This window comes from Peribacillus sp. FSL E2-0159, assembly GCF_038643155.1.
Taxonomy (GTDB): domain Bacteria; phylum Bacillota; class Bacilli; order Bacillales; family DSM-1321; genus Peribacillus; species Peribacillus simplex.
This window is the reverse complement of record NZ_CP152053.1, coordinates 766826-783999: the sequence shown is the minus strand read 5'-3', so window position 1 is coordinate 783999 and position 17174 is coordinate 766826. Positions and strand designations below refer to the sequence as shown.

21 protein-coding genes are annotated in these 17174 nt (G+C 41.9%); 7 read left to right on the top strand and 14 right to left on the bottom strand.

Annotated elements, in window-relative coordinates; translation table 11 throughout:
• Positions 1 to 223 precede the first annotated feature (223 nt).
• The gene (locus NYE63_RS03865) at positions 224 to 1144 is read left to right on the top strand and encodes a DMT family transporter (RefSeq protein WP_342604147.1); all 921 of its coding nucleotides are present in this window, start codon (positions 224 to 226) and stop codon (positions 1142 to 1144) included.
• 83 nt (positions 1145 to 1227) lie between these two features.
• Here the strand turns inward: NYE63_RS03865 and NYE63_RS03860 are convergent, their stop codons facing one another.
• From NYE63_RS03860 to fabL, 5 genes are all read right to left on the bottom strand, one after another.
• Positions 1228 to 2976, bottom strand: a complete 1749-nt coding sequence (locus NYE63_RS03860) for an ABC transporter ATP-binding protein (RefSeq protein ID WP_342604146.1) — start codon at positions 2974 to 2976, stop codon at positions 1228 to 1230.
• Between the two features lie 248 nt (positions 2977 to 3224).
• Entirely contained in the window at positions 3225 to 3755 is a 531-nt protein-coding gene (locus NYE63_RS03855; RefSeq protein ID WP_048685440.1) for a DUF402 domain-containing protein, read from the bottom strand.
• A 232-nt stretch (positions 3756 to 3987) separates the two neighbouring features.
• Positions 3988 to 4242, bottom strand: a complete 255-nt coding sequence (locus tag NYE63_RS03850) for a YgaB family protein (protein WP_342604145.1) — start codon at positions 4240 to 4242, stop codon at positions 3988 to 3990.
• A gap of 160 nt (positions 4243 to 4402) precedes the next feature.
• Complete coding sequence (locus NYE63_RS03845) at positions 4403 to 4678, bottom strand: gamma-type small acid-soluble spore protein (RefSeq protein ID WP_342604144.1); 276 nt, start codon at positions 4676 to 4678, stop codon at positions 4403 to 4405.
• 81 nt (positions 4679 to 4759) lie between these two features.
• Positions 4760 to 5509, bottom strand: coding sequence for an enoyl-[acyl-carrier-protein] reductase FabL (gene fabL, locus NYE63_RS03840; RefSeq protein ID WP_342604143.1), 750 nt, complete (start codon positions 5507 to 5509; stop codon positions 4760 to 4762).
• Positions 5510 to 5576: 67 nt separating this feature from the next.
• Between fabL and NYE63_RS03835 the strand changes: the two genes are divergently transcribed.
• The gene (locus tag NYE63_RS03835) at positions 5577 to 5801 is read left to right on the top strand and encodes a hypothetical protein (protein WP_061461732.1); all 225 of its coding nucleotides are present in this window, start codon (positions 5577 to 5579) and stop codon (positions 5799 to 5801) included.
• An 85-nt stretch (positions 5802 to 5886) separates the two neighbouring features.
• Here NYE63_RS03835 and NYE63_RS03830 read toward each other — a convergent pair whose 3' ends face one another.
• Both NYE63_RS03830 and mutY read right to left on the bottom strand, forming a co-directional pair.
• Positions 5887 to 6156, bottom strand: coding sequence for a hypothetical protein (locus NYE63_RS03830; protein ID WP_342604142.1), 270 nt, complete (start codon positions 6154 to 6156; stop codon positions 5887 to 5889).
• A gap of 50 nt (positions 6157 to 6206) precedes the next feature.
• The gene (gene mutY, locus NYE63_RS03825; protein ID WP_342604141.1) at positions 6207 to 7325 is read right to left on the bottom strand and encodes an A/G-specific adenine glycosylase; all 1119 of its coding nucleotides are present in this window, start codon (positions 7323 to 7325) and stop codon (positions 6207 to 6209) included.
• 206 nt (positions 7326 to 7531) lie between these two features.
• Between mutY and NYE63_RS03820 the strand changes: the two genes are divergently transcribed.
• On the top strand, positions 7532 to 8509 hold the full coding sequence (locus tag NYE63_RS03820; protein ID WP_342604140.1) for a metal-dependent hydrolase: 978 nt from the start codon (positions 7532 to 7534) through the stop codon (positions 8507 to 8509).
• A 55-nt stretch (positions 8510 to 8564) separates the two neighbouring features.
• Here the strand turns inward: NYE63_RS03820 and NYE63_RS03815 are convergent, their stop codons facing one another.
• A complete protein-coding gene (locus NYE63_RS03815) occupies positions 8565 to 8831 on the bottom strand; it encodes a YfhJ family protein (protein WP_101225953.1) in 267 nt (88 codons plus the stop codon).
• Positions 8832 to 8942: 111 nt separating this feature from the next.
• Between NYE63_RS03815 and NYE63_RS03810 the strand changes: the two genes are divergently transcribed.
• Positions 8943 to 9101 (top strand): small, acid-soluble spore protein K, encoded by a 159-nt coding sequence (locus tag NYE63_RS03810; protein ID WP_342605674.1) that lies wholly within the window; start codon positions 8943 to 8945, stop codon positions 9099 to 9101.
• A 40-nt stretch (positions 9102 to 9141) separates the two neighbouring features.
• Here the strand turns inward: NYE63_RS03810 and NYE63_RS03805 are convergent, their stop codons facing one another.
• Together NYE63_RS03805 and recX are read right to left on the bottom strand one after the other, a co-directional pair.
• Positions 9142 to 9453, bottom strand: a complete 312-nt coding sequence (locus NYE63_RS03805) for a YfhH family protein (RefSeq protein WP_063234815.1) — start codon at positions 9451 to 9453, stop codon at positions 9142 to 9144.
• 75 nt (positions 9454 to 9528) lie between these two features.
• Positions 9529 to 10326 (bottom strand): recombination regulator RecX, encoded by a 798-nt coding sequence (gene recX / locus NYE63_RS03800; RefSeq protein ID WP_342604139.1) that lies wholly within the window; start codon positions 10324 to 10326, stop codon positions 9529 to 9531.
• Positions 10327 to 10451: 125 nt separating this feature from the next.
• Between recX and NYE63_RS03795 the strand changes: the two genes are divergently transcribed.
• The 3 genes from NYE63_RS03795 (at position 10452) to NYE63_RS03785 (ending at position 11842) form a co-directional block, all read left to right on the top strand.
• Positions 10452 to 11372 (top strand): TIGR01777 family oxidoreductase, encoded by a 921-nt coding sequence (locus NYE63_RS03795; RefSeq protein ID WP_342605673.1) that lies wholly within the window; start codon positions 10452 to 10454, stop codon positions 11370 to 11372.
• A 53-nt stretch (positions 11373 to 11425) separates the two neighbouring features.
• The gene (locus NYE63_RS03790) at positions 11426 to 11548 is read left to right on the top strand and encodes a YfhE family protein (RefSeq protein WP_081088510.1); all 123 of its coding nucleotides are present in this window, start codon (positions 11426 to 11428) and stop codon (positions 11546 to 11548) included.
• A 108-nt stretch (positions 11549 to 11656) separates the two neighbouring features.
• Positions 11657 to 11842 (top strand): YfhD family protein, encoded by a 186-nt coding sequence (locus NYE63_RS03785; protein WP_342604138.1) that lies wholly within the window; start codon positions 11657 to 11659, stop codon positions 11840 to 11842.
• Positions 11843 to 12245: 403 nt separating this feature from the next.
• On the opposite strand, the gene NYE63_RS03780 is transcribed toward NYE63_RS03785, so the two are convergent.
• The 4 genes from NYE63_RS03780 to NYE63_RS03765 all read right to left on the bottom strand — a co-directional run bounded on the left by NYE63_RS03780 (position 12246) and on the right by NYE63_RS03765 (position 17131).
• Positions 12246 to 13826, bottom strand: coding sequence for a fatty acid--CoA ligase (locus tag NYE63_RS03780; RefSeq protein ID WP_342604137.1), 1581 nt, complete (start codon positions 13824 to 13826; stop codon positions 12246 to 12248).
• Positions 13827 to 13958: 132 nt separating this feature from the next.
• Positions 13959 to 15110 carry a thiolase family protein gene (locus tag NYE63_RS03775; RefSeq protein WP_342604136.1) on the bottom strand — a complete coding sequence of 384 codons (1152 nt, stop codon included), beginning with the start codon at positions 15108 to 15110 and terminating at the stop codon, positions 13959 to 13961.
• A gap of 27 nt (positions 15111 to 15137) precedes the next feature.
• Positions 15138 to 16283 (bottom strand): acyl-CoA dehydrogenase family protein, encoded by a 1146-nt coding sequence (locus tag NYE63_RS03770; protein WP_307264771.1) that lies wholly within the window; start codon positions 16281 to 16283, stop codon positions 15138 to 15140.
• Positions 16284 to 16363: 80 nt separating this feature from the next.
• Positions 16364 to 17131 carry a 3-hydroxyacyl-CoA dehydrogenase gene (locus tag NYE63_RS03765; RefSeq protein WP_342604135.1) on the bottom strand — a complete coding sequence of 256 codons (768 nt, stop codon included), beginning with the start codon at positions 17129 to 17131 and terminating at the stop codon, positions 16364 to 16366.
• Between the last annotated feature and the right edge of the window lie 43 nt (positions 17132 to 17174).

Sequence of the window (17174 nt, the reverse complement as noted above, 5' to 3'; positions counted from 1 at the left end):
TTACCTCTGCCACCACCTTCAAACTAGGGATCGACGTGCAGGCTTTAACTTTTTTTCTGGTTGACAAATATTCACAAAGACTTTAAGCTAGGGTAGTGCAACACAAACATTTTTTTAAACTCAGCTTTTGTTGAGAGACGGAATTTTAAAAGGATTTCCTTTTTTCGTTCGTCACTTGCCTTTTTGGCAGGTGGCGATTTTTATTTTTACAGGGGTGAAAAATATGCAACTTTTGAAGTATTCCATAATGGTCTTAATCGGTTCAATCTCATATGGCACACTATCAACCATGATCAAGTTTGGCTTCATGGATGGCCATTCATCTGGAGAACTGGTCGGCAGTCAATACCTCGTCGGTTGGCTGATTGTCTCCGTGTTATTTCTTTTTTCGTTTAAATATAAAGTTTCATGGAAGAGTGCCGGATTACTTTTAATCACAGGTATGATGTCCACTTTCGTCGGAAAGGCATATGCCGTTTCCGTATCCGAGCTTCCCGCTTCGATTGCCGTTGTCTTTTTATTTCAATTTACCTGGATAGGCGTCCTTATTGAAAGTTTCATAAATAAAAGACGCCCGGATAAAAATAAACTCATTGCCATTTTCGTTCTCTTCATCGGGACATTATTGGCAGGGGCGATTTTTGGTCAGCCTCTATCTGCCCTAAGCTTAAAGGGCGTATTGTTCGGACTATTGTCTGCGGTGCTTTTTGCTCTATATATGTATTGCAACTCTCAATTCGCAGTTGGGGAATCTTCAATGAAACGGCTGTTTTTCATTGCAACGGGTGGTATGCTGACTGCTGTATTCACAACTAACCCCGTTACACTTGTTACGAATCTTGTCCAAACGAACCTATGGTACTATGGTCTGCTGCTGGGCACTTTGGGTGTTTTAGTTCCTTTCTTTTTCTTTGCTGTCAGTTTGCCGAAAGTGGGTGTCGGGCTTGGAACGATTCTTTGTGCAGCGGAGCTGCCTTCAGCGATGGTCGTTTCCGTCATCTTCTTGAATGAACAGGTTACGTCACTGCAATGGTTCGGGATGTGCTTGATCATCGTCGGCATCGCCTTGCCTGAGGGAATTAAGCATCTTCCGCAATTCCTTCCTGACAGGAAAAAAACGCTGCATGAAAAAAGGATTTCATAACGTGTATGCACGGATCAAGAATAAGAAAGACCATTCCCGTTTGCGGAATGGTCTTCTTTTGTATATTGTTTTACCTTTTCTCCTTAAGAATCCAATTGTTGTACTTGAAATAGGTTGTAATAATGCCCTTGCTTTTTCATAAGTTCTTCGTGTGTTCCCATTTCCGTTATTTCCCCATTATCGATATGAACGATCCGATCGGCATGGGTGATGGTCGATAATCGATGGGCCACGATGATGGTGGTCCGGTTTTTCGCCAAAATCTCCAGCGCCTCTTGGATATAGTGTTCACTTTCCAAATCCAATGCGGATGTGGCTTCGTCGAGAACAAGGATTGGCGGGTTTTTCAAAAATACCCTCGCAATGGCCACCCGTTGCTTTTGACCTCCGGATAATTTAACTCCCCGCTCCCCGACTTTTGTTTCATATCCTTCTTTTAGACCCATGATGAAGTCATGGGCATTCGCCGCCTTTGCCGCTTCAACTACTTCTTCATCACTTGCATCAGGCCTTCCCATAAGGATGTTGGCCTTAACCGATTCACTAAATAAGATATTATCCTGTAGAACCATTCCTATTTTATCTCTTAGGCTGCGGACTTGATATTTACGGATATCCGTCCCATCCAATAATACCCTTCCCTCCGTCACATCATAGAAACGGGAAATCAAACTGACGATCGAGGATTTCCCACCGCCGCTCATCCCAACAAGTGCAATGGTTTCCCCTGGTTTAACATCCAAATTTATATGTTTCAAAACGGGTGCCTCTTTCTCGTCATAAGCAAACGATACATCCTGAAAGGTTATTCGGCCATCTACATGCTTCAGCTCTTTCGCCCCTGGTTCGTCATCGATATCATACTTCTCATCCACAAACTCAAAAACCCTGTCCATGGACGCCAATGTCTGGGTCATTGTCGTCGAAGAGTTAACTAAACGTCTGAGAGGATTATATAACCGGTCTATGAAACCGACAAAAGCAACCATGGTGCCCAGTGACAATTGTTCATGAATGACCTGATAACCGGCAAAGCCTATCACGAGCAAGGGGGCAATATCCGTGATCGTATTCACGACAGCAAATGACTTAGCATTCCAGCTCGTATGCTTTAGGGCCTTATCGAGGAAATTCTTGTTCTGCTTCGCAAACAATTCCTGTTCCCTGTCTTCTATCGCAAAGCTTTTGATGACTGACATCCCTGAAACCCGTTCATGAAGGTGACTCTGTACATCCGCTAACGCTTGGGACCGAATCCTTGTATAGGTTCTCAGTTTGCCAAAGAAATGCTTAATCGAAAATGCATAAAATGGAAGCATGATAATGGATACAATGGTTAACTTCACGTCCATCGTAAACATGATGACTATCACTATGATGATCGTTGCGATATCGAGCCAAAGGTTCATCAGACCCGTGATGACAAAGTTCTTCGTTTGTTCCACATCCGTGATCATCCTTGAAATGACCTCGCCCACCCTTGTATTGGAATAATATTTAAAACTCAGTTTCTGTATATGAGTAAATAAATCATTACGAATATCATATAAGATTTTCGTTCCGGTCCATTGAGCGAAATATTGACGGTAATACTCAATCGGCGGTCTAACTGCAACGAAAATGAATATCATGATGGCCATTGCCCATAAAAGGCGTTCAGATTTCACGGCTTTGGACAGGTCACCATTCCCGATGATGTCATCCACTATATACTTACTGAGCAATGGAAGCAAAAGCGGAATCGCGAACTTTAGCAATCCAATCAGTACCGTCCCGATTATCTGCCATTTATATGGTTTGACGAATTGCAAATATCTCTTAATGCTCCCCACGGAATCCCTCCTTTTCTGAATCATTAAATCCAAATGATAAAAAAAGTCCATAACAGTCAATTTAGAATCTTATATGCACTATTCAATTATATTTTCCTTTTCGAAGATTAACTATCAAAAGGATTTCATTCACTAACAATCATACAATTTATAGGGGGCAAGGATTTAAAGTTACTAATCGTTCCTGCTTTCTTGAAAGATTGAATCACAATGAAAAAGCCTGCCAATTAAGCAGCAGGCCTTTTCTATCATCGATAGGTTAAAAAGCGTTCATACCAACTATCAATAAACTCTGCGGAGAATGGTCCTTTTCGCTGGCGTATCATATAAATCAAATAGTCTACGTTCTGTTTCAATATTGAATCGATGGCATCCGGGTAATTCATTTCTTTCCGATGCCTTTCATATTCATCCTCATCCAGCAAATTAAACGTCATATCTGGGAATACTTTAATGTCCAGGTCATAGTCAATGTATTTCAATGCTCCCGAATCGTATGTGAACGGTGAACTGATATTGCAATAATAATAAACCCCGTCCTCTCTCAACATACCAATAACATTAAACCAATACTTTGAATGAAAATAGCAAATCGCCGGCTCTCTCGTAATCCAGGTCCTTCCATCTGATTCAGTTACCATAGTACGGTCATTCGCTGCTATCACCAGATTTTGGGTCCCTTTTAAAACGGTCGTCTCTTCCCAGATACGATGGATATGTCCATTATGTTTATAGCTATGGATTTGGATTTTTCCTCCTTCGGCAGGAACAATCCCCATTTATCTCTCCCTACTTTCTATAGACACCCTGACAGCGTACTGTGCCCTATTCCGTTTGCAGTTGTTGTGTGTATTTAAAATATATACTTTTTTCCATTTACCCTATATTCCTATATTATAGCGATTTATTCATAAATTTAAAACAAAAGTGGCTAATCTCCCAGTGAAAATGTGTAAATAAGTCGAAAAAGTCTGACCATCCACCCATTTTAACTTAGAAATTAGCCGGTTTTTATTGTATGGCAGCCTGTCCTTGCTGAAAATAGCGGATGACTTCTTCCGTTTGCTTTTCGAACATATCATGGATACTTTTCAATTCCTGCTTTTTGAGTTGAATCTCTTCCTGAATGGTGACTGCTTCAATCTCCTCTTCCAGGGCAAGGAGTTGCTTCTCTATATCTTGGCATCTTTCGATTTCGGATTGTAAAAGTAAAAGCTTATCCATCGTTTTCAACTGGTTGTTTATAAGCCGGTTAAATTCCTCCATGAATGCACCTTCCTAATCTGTATTTTTTCTATAGTATGTATATTCTATTTTTATCCGTTTTTTCCTTTGACATAAAATGTAAACAAGACGAAACATTTGTCGAATCTATTGGTAGGCAAAAAAAAGCACCCTTCAAAAGAAGGATGCTTTTCATCGGCAATTAGCCTTGGCTTTTATTGCTTTGAGATTTTTGGTTTTGTTGTTTCACTTCTTGAACGTTAGTTTCAGAAGCAAACTCTGTACCGAATTGGCCTTGTGCTTGACCTTGACCTTTTTTTTGCTGAGATTGCGCGTTTTGTTGTCTCACTTCTTGAACGTTAGTTTCAGAAGCAAACTCTGTACCGAATTGGCCTTGTCCTTGCTGAGATTGCGCGTTTTGCTGTCTCACTTGTTGAGCGTTTGTACCTGCTTGTGATTTATTTTTGTTATTAGCCATTGATATCACCTCCACGATAATAAGATAACCATTATCCAAGAGTGTTATCCAACTAAAAACATTTAAATTTTTCCAGTTATATTAAACAAGCAATGAAATGCCCCCATCAACTATTACGGTTTGTCCACGAATCATACTGGCTCCATCGGAAATTAAAAACAGGATGGTATTTACCATATCTTCCACCTCGACCATCCGTCCAGCCGGAGTCTGTTCTGCCGCCTCAGCAAGCATTTCATCCCGATTCGGGAAAGACTTCAGGGCATCCGTATCGATCACACCGCCTGAAACGGCATTGACACAAATATTTTTTGCAGCCAATTCGACCGCTAAATATCTTGTCAGGGCTTCAAGCGCAGCTTTGGAAACTCCAACAGCTGTATAATTTTTCAAATAGCGAATGGATCCTAGTGAACTGATGCTGACGATTTTCCCTCCGCCATTCCTCTCCATTAATTTCGCCGCTTCCTGTGCACAGAAAAGGAGGGCTTTTGTATTAATGTCCATGGTCCAGTTCCAATGGGATTCCTCCAGCTCCATCAACGGACGCTGCACTCCTGAGGCCGCATTATTGATGAAAATATCCAAACGTCCATAATAAGCATCGATTTCCTCGAACATGCTTTTCACTTTCGCAACGTCACCGACATTTGCCTTAACTACAAGGGCTTTTCGCCCCAACGCTTCAATTTCGGCTGCCACTTCTAATGCTTTCGACTTGCTCCGGGCATAATTAATAACGAGGTCGTAACCTTCCTCCGCAAGCCTTATTGCCGTGTTTCTGCCTAAACCTTTACTGCTACCTGTAACGAGTGCCACTTTTTGTTCCATTCGTTTATTCATCCTTTCTGAGTAAACACCGAGTAATAAAAATCTTTTTTTAAGGAGTGTTACTGTTATGTATGTTGGACGTGATATGACAGAGTTGTCGATGATGAAAAAATCGGATTGGGAAAATAGTGAACTAGCCTATTTTCATCACTCCCTTCAACAAATGGTACCTTATTTAAACCAAGAAGGACAGAGTATCCATAGCGAAATCGTCAAAGAAATTGAAAATAGAGGCGGACTTAATAGGCAGGAAGCCGATTATACTCATGGAACGAAAACCATTTACGATTGATTTTATACGGATATGGCTTTAAAAATCAACAAAAGGAAGAGGATATCTTAGCGGATATCCTCTTTTATGCATATACCAAATATCACTAGCGCCTTTTTTTAATCACGATTTTATTATAAGACGTTATAGCCATTGCGCAAATCAGGGCTGTCCCCAAAAATGTCATCGAATATAAAGAAGGTGAAATTACATTACCGAATACTGTTTCATTCTGAAGTGCCCCTGCTTGTCCCCACGCATTTACAATGTCCGGTTTATATCGGCTTGTTTTTATGAAGCCAACCATTATCGCACTCCCAAAATATAAAGCATGTATGATGATTGAACCCAGGAATGCTTGAATGACTATCCTCATTCCCACACCTCCCAACACCCTTATATTACCATATAATCAAATAAAATCCTTTATTCAATATTTACTTTTTCTTTATACGCCTTCATCATTTTTTGGTGGGAAACCGGAAATGCCAACTCCTCCATCTCAGCTTCACTCACCCACTTAAGTTGCTGTTCTCTTAGTGTCTCTTCACTGATGGCTTCTTTGACCACTCCGATATACGTGTCCACTTTCCAAACGAGATGTGAGAAAACATGTTCAATTCTCACAAGTGATTCAGTGATTTCCGGTTTGACATCATACATTTCCTGAAACCGACTCTCGAAGAATTCCCTCTTATGCAAAAGGGATGAATGGTTTTCGAAGTTCGGATATTCCCAAAGATTAGCTAGCAATCCTTCTGATGCTCGCTTGTGAATTAAAAATTCACCTTTATCATTCGTTAAAATGGCAGCCACAATTGGTACATCCCGCGTTTTTTTCTTTTGGATTTTTACCGGCAATTCCGACTGAACCCCTGCTTCAAATGCTAGACAATGACTTTGAACGGGACATAATAGGCAGGCAGGCTTACCTGGTGTGCAGATTAATGCTCCAAGTTCCATCAAGGCTTGATTGAAGGCTGAGGTATGTTCATGATCGATCAGCTTTCTGACGGCAGCTTCGAATGTTTTCCTTGTCTTTGGCTTTGCTATGTCTTCATATATCATTAATATCCTTGATAAAACACGCATGACGTTTCCATCAACAGCTGGTTCCGGCTTACCGTATGCGATACTAAGAATCGCACCAGCTGTATAAGGGCCGACACCTTTCAATTTGGAAATTTTTTCTGGATCATCCGGTACAATCCCATTATAGGATGCCTTCACTTCCTGAACGGCACTATGCAGATTCCTTACACGTGAGTAATATCCCAGCCCTTCCCATGCTTTTAGGATTTTCTCTTCATCGGCATTAGCAAAATCCTCTAGTGTCGGGAACCATTCCACAAACCGGTTAAAATAAGGAATAACCGTGTCCACTCTCGTTTGCTGCAGCATTATTTCAGAAACCCAAACACGGTACGGGTCCTTATTTTCCCTCCATGGCAATTCTCTTTGTTCTTCAAGAAACCAGGAAACCAAATCTTTTTGAAATCCATCGATTTTTATTTTTTCTATTGTCGGTATCATTATTTCTTTCACATCAGTTCCTCCAAAGATGTTACACTCCTATCAAAAATGGGAATACCTATAGTAGGCCATTCTTTTTTTAATATCATGTTCATATTCATTTATTTGTAACAGGGCACGGAAAAAAGTAAAATTATATTCATTTGATGGTTAATATATAAATACGGTATGATGAGAGAAGACCATTTTTTTCAAATTGTGGCAGGGAGGTTAGATTTTTGGATACAGGTACTCACTTTGTCATGGGAATTGCTCTTGGAGGTCTTGCCACATTAGATCCTGTCATTGCGCAGAGCCCAGTCACTGCAAGTGCAGTCATAGCAGGTACGATATTGGGATCACAAGCTCCAGACATTGACACCGTTTTAAAATTAAGGAATAACGCTGTATATATACGAAATCACCGTGGAATCACTCATTCCATTCCCGCTGTTTTACTTTGGCCCTTGATTATCAGCGGAGCACTTTTCGCCATCATACCTGAAGCAAATTACCTTCATCTTTGGCTTTGGACCTTTTTAGCCGTATTCCTTCATGTATTCGTGGATATATTCAATGCTTATGGGACTCAGGCTCTTAGGCCGATTTCGTCAAAATGGGTAGCTTTAGGGGTCATCAATACATTTGACCCGTTCATTTTTGGAATACATGTTGCCGGCCTGATATTATGGGGCTTTGGATTTCCTCCAGGCTATTTATTCCTTTCCATTTACGGAATACTCGTCATTTATTATATTTCCAGATTCAGGGAACAAACTTTTATAAAAAGAGTGGTCAAACGGCAAATTCCTGGAGCAAGGAAAATTCTTTTATCACCGACCATGCGTTTTCACCGCTGGAAAATTGCGGTGATTACCGAAAAGAATTATTATGTGGCACGGGCCGATAATGGGTATGTGACGATTCTAGATAAGTTCGATCGAGTGCCATTGCCTGAAAGTGAAATTCTCGAAGCCGCCAAGAAGGATATTAACTTGGCAGCCTTTCTATCCTTTTCTCCGGTTTACCGCTTTGAAATCGAACAGATAAAAGAATATTATGAAGTCCGATTTATCGATTTAAGATACCGCAGCAATGGATATTACCCGTTTGTGGCAGTTGTCCATTTAGACAGCGAATTGAATATCTTGAATTCTTATACCGGTTGGATCTTTAGCGAAGCGAAACTGCAGAAGAAATTGAATATTATTTTGTAATCGCTGCATATTGAAAAAGAGCTGATTCCAGGGAACCCCTCTGGAATCAGCTTTTTTAATGTACTCGATTCTGCTGATTTAATAACTGTTGATATTTAGGGTTCTTTGCAATGAATTCGTGGAATTGCTCACCGTAGTTATCAATCCAGGTCCTTACAACGCGCGATGTCATTTCTTCTCCGGCATACTCATGCCCAGCCTTTGCATAGGTCGCTTCGAAATCTTCCCATAATAATTCCACCCAAGTCAAAGCTTGCTCATACGTGATGTGTTCATTTTTCTCAAGCAGTATCTTGGTTAATCTTTCATGGTAATCATTCATTAGAACCACCTCATTGCCAATATTTTTACAGAATGAACTATACTGTCCCATACCCATACTAGTGGTAAGCGGAAACGCTTCTTTCTTTAATCTGATGCTTGGAGGAGAAAAATTTTGCGAAATAAACAAAAAGGATTCCCTAACCAAAACAATAATAAATTCCAAGGCGAGCCTCGTGCAAAGTCAAGATATGCTTCAAAGCGTGCAGATGGCAGTATTAATACACACCCTCAAGAAAGAATGAAAGCATCAAACGAGCGATCGAATTAAAAGATTCATCAAAAGGAATCGGGTCTTTCCCGGTTCCTTTTTATTTCAACATTGAAATCGGGAGTGCTTCTTCCTTACCGCTTCCACCTAAGCGGTAACCCCAGGCGAATACGCCGTTCATATAATCAATTTTGAAATAGACACCGGGATCTCCGTCAATTTGATATATTTCACCTTTTTTGAAATCATCCGGATTTAATAAATAGGCCTTGGCCATCGTTACTTTTCGTTCCAATACTGAAAATTCATTAACCATTCCCAATTGCTCTGCTTTTCTCGCTTTTTCAGTCAACGCTGCAATTTCCTGTTGTAGTTCATAGGCGGACAACTTGCTGTATCTTACGTCACTCATAGATATGACTCCTTAAATGAAATATTAATTTACTTCTATATTAAACAAAATTTTGTGATTTGGCTATTGATGCACTTAATCACCATCAGGATTGGAAAGATAACGCTCAATCAATTCTATTGGAAAACCTTTTCGGTATAATGCCTGCTTCATTTTTTGTTCATATTCGAAGCCTTCATGGTTTCTATATCGGCGTTGCATTTTTTCGGCATGGTGACAAAGAGAATCCCATTGTTCATCTTCATCCTTTTCAACCGTCACATCTTCAAGCGCTTCATGGATGACATCCCTAGGGAAACCTTTCCGTAACAAGGTTTGTTCAACTTTCAGCCTTAAAGCTCGTTCGGAAATGTTTTTTTCCTTTTTGACCGCTTTTCCAGCAAGTTTCCTTGCATGTTCAATTTGACTATCAAGAGGGTATTCCTTCAATGCCTCGACAACCAACTTTTCTTGCACCCCTTTTTCCTTAAGCTCGAGCTTAAGGGTAGTGGGCCCTTTATTGCCTCCGTTCACATGGGTCCTTACGTAAGCCTTCGCAAATTCAAGGTCGTCTAAATAGTTAAAGCTGTATAGTTTATGTATCGCTTCCTTAATGATCGGCTCTTCCGTTTCCTTCTTTTTTAAATAAAGGCGAATTTCCGACTCGGAGCGCATCCGGTATGATAAATAATTAAGTGCATCGGTAAATGCCTTTTGAATTTCATCATGGAATTGTATTTCTACCAAAAGCAGGTCATCAATTTCCGTACCCTTTTTCAGATGAAATTTCAATAGCACTTCTTCGTCTACACTGAAGGCATATTTTTCGTCGACGAAAATGTTATAACGATCTTTACGTTTCTTTTGGGTTGTTATTTTTGTTATGTTTGGCATAAATCCACCCCCACCCCTACTTTACCCCTTTACGTTTACCATTTCTATATATAGCATGTCTAAAAATGAAAAAAGAACAAGGGCATGTTAAAGTGAAGGAAAGAAAGGGAAAGGAAGTGGTTTTCGTGAAAATAGCCATTGCTGGTGGAAGCGGTTTTGTCGGCACAGCCCTTATTGATGAATTATCAAAAGAAAATCATGATATATATATTTTGACCCGTCATCCCGAAAAATTTAAAAAACAGACTAATTTGACATATATCGGCTGGTTAACCAAGGAGGCAAAGCCGGAAAAGCACTTGTCAGGGCTCGATGTTTTCATTAACCTGGCTGGTGAATCTCTGAACAGCGGGCGTTGGACACCTGAACGAAAACGCCGCATTGTCGAAAGCAGGGTCGAAGCTTCCAAAGAGATGAACCGGATCATTTCCATTCTGCCCGATAAAGTGTCCGTCATCATCAATGCAAGTGCAATCGGATATTATGGTATTTCGGACGTTGAGACCTTTACCGAAACCTCTGAATCCATTGGTGATGATTTCTTGGCCCGTACTGTTCAACTATGGGAAAAGGAAGCCGCCAAATCACGCTCTTACAGTAAAAGGTTGATCCTAACAAGATTCGGGGTGATTCTGGGAGAAAAAGACGGCGCACTGCCAATGATGGTCCTCCCTTATAAACTTCTCGGCGGAGGAAAGATGGGCAAAGGGAATCAGTGGCTTTCCTGGATTCATATCCATGACGTGGTCCGTGCAATCATCTTTTGCATGAACGATCAGCAGATAGAAGGTCCAGTCAATTTTACGGCACCGAACCCCGTTCAAATGGATACATTCGGGAAAACGATAGGAGCTGTCCTTCATCGGCCCCATTGGTTACCCGTACCTCCCTTCTTCCTCAAGAAACTGCTAGGGGAAATGAGCATACTTGTACTTGAAGGGCAAAATGTCCTTCCCACTAAACTTAAAGAGGAAGGATTCACCTTCTCCTTTCCAACCCTTAAAGAAGCTTTACAAAATATCTTAAAAGAAGATTCTCACGTATGAAAGGGTCATTTTAGGAAAAAATAGGGATATTAAGTGGAATGGAGATGATCTAATTGCTCAAAAAACACGATAAAGAGAAAAGTAACTTAACTAGTACGCAAGCGATTCTTTATGCTCGCGAATTTAAAAAAGCAGATCGAGCTGGGGGATATACCGAAAAGAAATCCCGTCGTTAAGTTTGGAGTTTTTTCCCGTACATTTTGAACAGCCACTCAACACAAAATAAGCTGGAGATGATTAATGAATTCATCTCCAGCTTATTTTTTATTCTAGGGGGCGCTAACATGGGACGCAATAATATAAACCATAATCGAGATAAGAACAAACAGAAACTTCCTCAGGTTCCTAAAAACCTGAAAAGTGACGGACTTGACGTTGAATATTCTTCCGAACTGGCTGACCAGAAAGATATTGAGGCACAAGCCCGGGCAAATGCGGCTGACCGCCGTGCTCATAATCGCCGCTTATAAGCAGGAGAAACCAAAGCAAGGGGCTGTAAATCAGCCCCTTATAATTTCTTTATTTATATAGCTTATCCACAGCCCTGTGTATATTGTGGATATATTCAGAAAATACTGACAAGAAATAGGTGCAATTATTATCCTTATTAACATGAAAATAATGTTATTTCTGGATAACCCTGTGGATTATGTGGATAAAGAGGATGTTTCACTAACCAGGCTGTATTATTACTGTGGATAACTATTCTCTCTCCTTGATTTGTTCCACAGGATTATTATTTATATAATAATTCATCTATATCTGTTACGTTCTTAATTAAATTTCTTCCTTCCATGTATTATCGCATGCCAAGCAATAATGACTTTTCAAAACCGTAACTTGTTAGTAGTTTTATCACTATTGACCCCGGCATTAAAGAAGGTTCCCCAAACTTTTGCCATCAGCATTTTCTTCCAATTGTTTACGAAGTAAGAATTTTTGTATCTTCCCACTTGCGTTTCGAGGCAGCTCATTACAGAAGATATATCTTCTTGGACGTTTATAGTTCGCCAAAGTATTACTGTTCTTACACCAGGTTTCTAAATCGGTTTCCGCTAGCGAAGGGTCTTTGGCTACGATGAAGGCCGTTACCATTTCCCCCCATTGATCATCTGGCTGACCAAGAACTGCACAGTCGAGAACCCCTTGATGCTCATATAGTGTATCTTCCACTTCACGTGGATAAATATTTTCTCCTCCAGAAATAATCATGTCGTCCACCCGGTCCTTGACCCACAGATATCCATCCTCATCCAGGAAACCGATGTCACCGGAATGGTACCAGCCTTTGTAAAGCGCCTTTTCGGTCTCTCTATCTTTTTGAAAGTAACCCTGCATGATACACGGACCCTTCACAAGGATTTCCCCTGTTTCACCAGGTTCCAGCATATCCTCGGGATCCGATGGCCCTTCTTCATTCGGACGGGCAATGATGATTTCATGACCGGAACATGCTTTGCCGGCAGAACCTGCTTTCCTAATTTGATCTTCCTCCAATAGAAGAGTGATGGCGGGACCCATTTCAGTCATTCCATAAGCTTGGATGAACTGGATGCCGAGTTTTTCCTGACAGGCACGTACAAGTGATGGAGCCATCGGGGCTGCTCCATAAAGCCCTAGCTTCAAACTCTGGAATTTATACTCTTCCAAGTTTTCCTGGATGAGCATGTTCCACATCGTAGGTGCAGCAAAAAACTTGGTGATCCCCTCGGATTCAATTAGTTCCATGACCTTTTTGGGATTAAATTGATGTAATATGACATTTGCGGCACCGACCTGTACGCGAGGTAAAAAGGAACAGTGCAATTCAGCACAATGAAACATCGGTGCAGTAATCAAGCCGATATCAGAGCGTTCGTACTTCAAGGCCTCTATTAAAATCTCGGCTTGTTTGACCATGTCTTTATGAAGGTGAATGACCCCTTTGGGACGTCCGGTTGTCCCGCTCGTATACATGATGGCATAGATATCATCTTCGTGAACGTCCACTTCATCTGGCTTTGATGAGATACTGGCCATTTTCTGACGGTAACCTTTGGCATACCCAGGCACATCATCATCAATATACCAGAAGGCCGTTTCCGGAAATCGCTTTTCAACCGCGGCAACGTTCGTTTCCAATTCGTGTTCGAATAAAACGACCTTAGGAGCAGCGTCGTTCAAGATGAAGGCCAACTCTTCCGGCATTAAACGGAAGTTGATTGGATTAAAGATTGCACCGATTTTTGCACAGGCAAAAAATGCTGTTGCAAGCTCTTCATTGTTGTAAAGGTACGTAGAGACCCTGTCCCCTTTTCGCACCCCTTCCGCTTGAAGGGCCGCCGCCAACCTATTCACCTGTTCATTCCATTGAATGTACGTATAGCGGATATTTCTTCTCACGTCGTAGATAGCTTCTTTAATGGGGAATTTCTGAACCGTCTGATCAAAGATATTTTTAATCGTTACTGACATATCATGTTCCTCCTCAAGTAACCACCATCAACAGGAAGAGTTCAGGCAAAGCCTGCCGATGGTCGGCATCATCCCTTTTTCAGCTTTTACTTTCGTGTGAATTACGAATGTTCATAAATGGATAGTCCAGCTTCAGTCCAATCTTTCAATGATGGTGGCATTTGCCATGCCGTGGCCTTCACACATTGTTTGCAGCCCATAACGGCCGCCCGTCCTTTCTAACGCATGGATCATCGACACCATCAATCGGGCCCCGCTGCCGCCAAGAGGATGACCCAAGGCAATTGCCCCGCCATTTGGATTCAGCTTCTTGGGGTCTGCCCCCGTTTCCTTTAGCCAGGCAATCGGTACAGGAGCGAAAGCCTCATTCACTTCAAAGATATCGATATCATCAATTGTAAGACCTGCTTTTTCCAAAGCTTTTTGGGTGGCGGGAATCGGTCCCGTTAGCATCAGGGTCGGATCTGACCCGACAACAACCCGTGTATGCACTTTAAAGCGCGGTTTCAAACCAAGCTCTTCGGCTTTCCTGCGTTCCATCAATAATAAAGCGGCAGCACCGTCACTGATCTGACTTGAGTTCCCTGCATGGATTAAACCGCCTTCTTGAAAAACCGGTTTCAATCCAGCAAGTACTTCAAGCGTAGTTCCACCCCTTGGGCCTTGATCTTCCGTAACTTCGATTTGATTTCCTTCTTTATCAGTACCCGTTACTGATATCATTTCACGGTTAAAATGCCCTTCCTTTTGAGCACGTATTGCCTTGGTATGACTCTCAACGGAAAACTGATCACAATCTTCACGTGTTATTCCCCACTTATCGGCGATTCTCTCAGCTGATAAACCTTGGTTGATCACCTCATGCAAGTCCATATACTTTTGGCTTGTTACAGCACCTTGATAATTGGACCCCATGGGAACTCGTGACATGTTTTCCACTCCACCGGCCACTACCACATCCATATCACCCGACAAGATTGCCTGGGAAGCGAAATGGACTGCCTGCTGACTTGATCCGCATTGACGGTCAATCGTCGTTCCCGGCACTTCAATCGGAAATCCGGCAATCAGTGCAGCAACCCTTGCTATATCACCGGCCTGTTCGCCCGATTGTGAAACACAGCCTAAAATGACATCATCTACAACAGCCGGATCGATGCCCGCCTTTTCAATCAGCTTCTTCAATACTTCCCCTGCCAGATCATCAGGGCGAACGTCTTTCAAGACACCGTTCCTTCTGCCTACCGGCGTGCGAATCCCTTCAACGATAACCACTTCCCGCATATACTCTCTTCCCTTCTCATCCTGTTATTATAGGCCCAGATTCTTAGCAATGATTTTCTTCATGATTTCATTTGTCCCGGCATAGATGCTTGCTACCGGAACATCCCGATACCTTCTGGCAATCTTGTATTCCTCCATATATCCATAGCCGCCATGGAGCTGCATGCATTCAATAGATATTTTTCTGGCAGTCTCCGTCAAACGCCATTTTGCCATCGAAACTTCCGTTACAACCTGTTCACCAGCCATATGTTTGGCGATCAATTGATCTAGGAAGGCACGCCCCATTTTGATTTCCGTTGCCATTTCCGCGATTTTGAATTGAGTATTTTGAAACTGACTTACGGACTTTCCGAATGCTTCCCTGCCCTTCACGTACTCAATCGTATCGGCCAGCATATCCTCAGATGCGGTTTGAGCACAAATTGCCACCACAAGTCGTTCCTGCTGCAGTTTTTCCATTAAGTAAGTAAACCCCTTGCCTTCCTCACCTAGCAAGTTTTCCTTTGGAACACGGCAATCCTCGAAGATGAGTTCTGCTGTATCCTGACTGTGCAGGCCAAGTTTCTTCAGTTTTCGCCCCCTGGAAAACCCGGGTGTATCCCTTTCGACCACGACTAAGCTAACACCTTTATGTTTCGGAACGGCACTTGGATCCGTTTTACAGGCAACGATGACCAAATCCGAATGAATGCCATTTGTGATGAATGTCTTTTGGCCATTTAATATGTAATGATCTCCATCTAAAATGGCAGTCGTTTTAATATTGGCCAAATCCGAGCCTGTGCCAGGCTCTGTCATGGCAATTGCAGTAATGATTTCTCCTGTCGTGCATTTAGGAAGCCAGCGCTGTTTCTGCGACTCATTTCCGTATGCGGAAATATACGGAACGGTGATGTCACTGTGAAGTCCGAAACCAATGAAACCAGAACCAACTCTTTCCAATTCCTCATTAATTATGACCGCAAAGCCCCAATCTACCCCGGAACCCCCATAATCTTCTTCAAGGTCCGGACATAAAAAACCCTGTTCCCCCATTTTCACCCAAAATGACCTGGGAATGATCCTCTCTTCTTCCCATCGTTCATAGTGGGGAACTGCTTCTTTCTCTAAGAACTTTCGGAATGACTTACGGAAAATTTCATGATCTTCACTTAGGTATGGATGCTTCATCTGTTTTTTCTCCTCTCCATTTCCTTGTCGGAGGCTCTTTTTCTAGATTTTTATGGATTGCCCTGAAAGAAATTAACAATTTACCTGGGTGACATTCTAATGGCCCCATCAAGTCTGATGGTTTCCCCATTCAACATCGGATTCGTTATGATGCTTTCCGTTAGTTTAGCGTACTCTTCGGGATACCCGAGCCTTGATGGGAATGGCACGGTTTTACCTAATGACGTCCTCGCTTCTTCAGGTAACGAATCGAACATCGGAGTATGGAATAGACCGGGTGCAATCGATACGACACGTATCCCTTTGGTGGCAAGCTCCCTAGCGATTGGCAGAGTCATACCAACAATCCCTCCCTTAGAGGCACTATATGCAGCTTGTCCGATTTGTCCTTCAAAGGCAGCTACCGAAGCTGTATTGATAATGACCCCACGCTCCCCCTCTTGGTTCGGTTCATTTTCGACCATTTTTTTCGCCGCAAGCCGGATAACGTTAAACGTACCGACCAAATTGATTTGCACGACATTTGAGAACGCTTTCAATTCATGTAAACCTTTTCTGCCTATGACCTTCTCGGCAATCGCAATGCCTGCACAATTGATGACCGTATTAATGCTCCCGAATTTTTTTATTCCTTCATCCAATGCTACCGCTACGCTTTCTTCAGTAGTTACATCCGTTTTAATAAACAGGACTGAATCTCCCAATTCCTGTGCCATTTTAGCGCCATTTTCTTCAGAGAGGTCAAAAATAACCGCTTTTCCACCTTTTTTAATGATGTTTCTTACTGTCGCGGCTCCCAGACCTGAAGCCCCGCCTGTTACTACTGCAATGGTTTCTTGAATTTCCAAATCCTCACCCCATTTGTATATATATTCATCTTTCACTATCATC